Annotated in this window: 3 protein-coding genes and 1 pseudogene; all 4 read left to right on the top strand. The window is 69.1% G+C overall.

Translation table 11 applies throughout. The features are described from left to right. Positions 1 to 714: CheB methylesterase domain-containing protein (locus tag DMB66_RS58825; RefSeq protein WP_148112940.1), on the top strand; the 714-nt coding region annotated here is incomplete at its 5' end. Next, on the top strand, positions 711 to 1,556 hold the full coding sequence (locus DMB66_RS58820; RefSeq protein ID WP_125812589.1) for a protein-glutamate O-methyltransferase CheR: 846 nt from the start codon (positions 711 to 713) through the stop codon (positions 1,554 to 1,556). The genes DMB66_RS58825 and DMB66_RS58820, both read left to right, overlap by 4 nt. 15 nt (positions 1,557 to 1,571) lie before the next feature. After that, positions 1,572 to 1,949, top strand: coding sequence for a response regulator (locus tag DMB66_RS58815; RefSeq protein WP_233625603.1), 378 nt, complete (start codon positions 1,572 to 1,574; stop codon positions 1,947 to 1,949). Next, positions 1,946 to 2,165: pseudogene (locus DMB66_RS58810) on the top strand (chemotaxis protein CheX); the annotation flags it as partial. The gene DMB66_RS58815 and the pseudogene DMB66_RS58810, both read left to right, overlap by 4 nt.

The raw sequence follows: 2,165 nt of genomic DNA, 5'->3' as shown, positions 1-2,165 counted from the left end.
CGGCCGGGCGGACCGGTGCCCGGCCGTCCCGGCCTGGCGCCGCTGCGTCCCACCGGTCCCGCGGCCGCCGGACCGGCACGCCCGGCACGGCGTGCGGGTCCACCCGGCCGCGTCGACATCCTGGCGATCGGATCCTCGACCGGTGGCCCGGACGCGCTGACCAAAGTGCTGCAGGCGCTGCCCGCAGACCTCCCGGTGCCGGTCGTGGTGACCCAGCACATGCCGCCGGTCTTCACCCGGATGTTCGCCGAGCGCCTGGACCGCAGCACGTCGCTGCACGTGGTCGAGGCCGGCGACGGCATGGAGTTGGCTCCCGGCACCGTCTACATCGCTCCCGGCGACAAGCACCTCGTGCTGCAGCGCCGGAGTACCGCGACGCTGACCCAGCTCAGCGGCGCGCCGCCGGAGAACTCGTGCCGTCCGGCGGTCGATGTGATGTTCCGTTCGGTGGCCGCGCTCTTCGGAGCCTCGGCGTTCGCCACGGTGCTGACCGGCATGGGATACGACGGACGGGGTGGTGCGAAGGTGCTGCGTGAGGCAGGTGCCGAAATCCTGGCGCAGGACGAGGCCAGTTCCGTGGTCTGGGGCATGCCCGGCGCCGTAGTCGGCGCGGGGCTGGCCGACGAGATCCTGCCGCTGGACCGGATCGCGGCCGCGCTGATGCAGCGGGTCCAGACCGGCCGCGTGTCCCGTCCGACGGCGGTGACCCGATGACCCTTTCGGCGGCGGATTTTACGTTCGTCTCGGCGCTGGTTCGCCGAGAGGCCGCGATCGTCCTCGCTCCGGGCAAGGAGTATCTGGTCGAGGCCCGGCTGATCCCGGTGGCGCGGCAGGTGGGCGCGGCCAGTGTCGGTGAGTTCCTGGCGAATCTGCAGCGCCGGCCCAACCCGGCCGATCAGCGCCGGATCATCGATGCGCTGACCACCAACGAGACCTCGTGGTTTCGGGACCGGGAGCCGTTCTCCGCGCTGGTCGACGTGGTGCTGCCCGAACTGGTGCGTAGCCGGGGGACCAACCGCAATCTGCGGCTCTGGTCGGCGGCCAGCTCCAGTGGTCAGGAGGCGTACAGCCTCGCGATCACCTTGCAGGAGAACCTGCCGTCCGGGTGGGCGTACGAGATCATGGGCAGTGACATCTCCACCGAGATGATCAAGCGGGCCGAGGCGGCCGAGTACAGCCAGGTCGAGGTCAACCGGGGACTGCCCGCGACCCAACTGGTCCAGTACTTCGAGCGGGCCGGCGCACACTGGCGGATCACGCCGGCGCTGCGGCGCAACGTGTCGTTCAAGTTGATGAACCTCACCGCGCCCCTGCCGTCGATGCCGCCGTTCGATGTGATCTTCCTTCGCAACGTGCTCATCTACTTCGACGTCGCGACGAAGAAGGCGGTGCTGCGCAACGTCGCCCGGCTGTTGCGGCCGGACGGCTGGCTGTTCCTCGGCGCTGCCGAAACGACGATCGGCATCGACGACAACTACGAACGGGTGGCGGCCGGCCGGACCTCTGCCTACAAAGTGCGGAGCGCGGTGCCCGCCGGCCCCACGAGGAAGGGATGAGCTGCGGTGCGTGCCATGGTGATCGACGATTCCCGGGCGATGCGGATGATTCTCAAGCGCATCGTCGCCAAGCTGAACTTCGAAGCGGTCGAGGCCGGTGACGGTCAGGAAGCCCTCGACCTGCTGGCCACGATGCCGGAGGTGCCGGAGCTGGCCCTCATCGACTGGAACATGCCCAACATGAACGGGCTCGAGTTCGTGACCAAGGTGCGCGCCGAGCCCCGGCTGCGCGAGATGACGCTGGTCATGGTCACGACCGAGAGCGAGCAGAGCCAGATCGTCCGGGCGCTGGCCGCGGGCGCCCACGAATACGTGATCAAGCCCTTCACCGAGGGCGCAATGATCGAAAAGCTGGCCCTGCTGGGCCTCGTCCCGACCGGAGCGAACTCATGAGCGAACCTGTGGTGACTGAGGGAGACCTCGCCGAGATGGCGGAACAGGTGTGGGTCTCGTATCTCGATCCCGAGGGGATCAGCCCGCTAGTGCCACACGGCGACGTGAAGCAGGTGTCGGAGGTGCACTCGACGGTGTCCATCACCGGGAGCTGGCACGGCCACCTCGTCTTCGCCTCCTCGCAGAACGCCGCCCGGAAGGCCGCCGCGGCGTTCC

The organism is Actinoplanes sp. ATCC 53533 (assembly GCF_003947245.1).
Note: the sequence above shows the minus strand (reverse complement) of the source record. Positions and strands in the feature narration are given on the sequence as shown.

Excerpts from the sequence above, each read along its gene's own strand:
- DMB66_RS58820 (WP_125812589.1), top strand. The coding sequence starts at position 711 with ATGACCCTTTCGGCGGCGGATTTTACGTTCGTCTCGGCGCTGGTTCGC.
- DMB66_RS58815 (WP_233625603.1), top strand. The coding sequence starts at position 1,572 with ATGGTGATCGACGATTCCCGGGCGATGCGGATGATTCTCAAGCGCATC.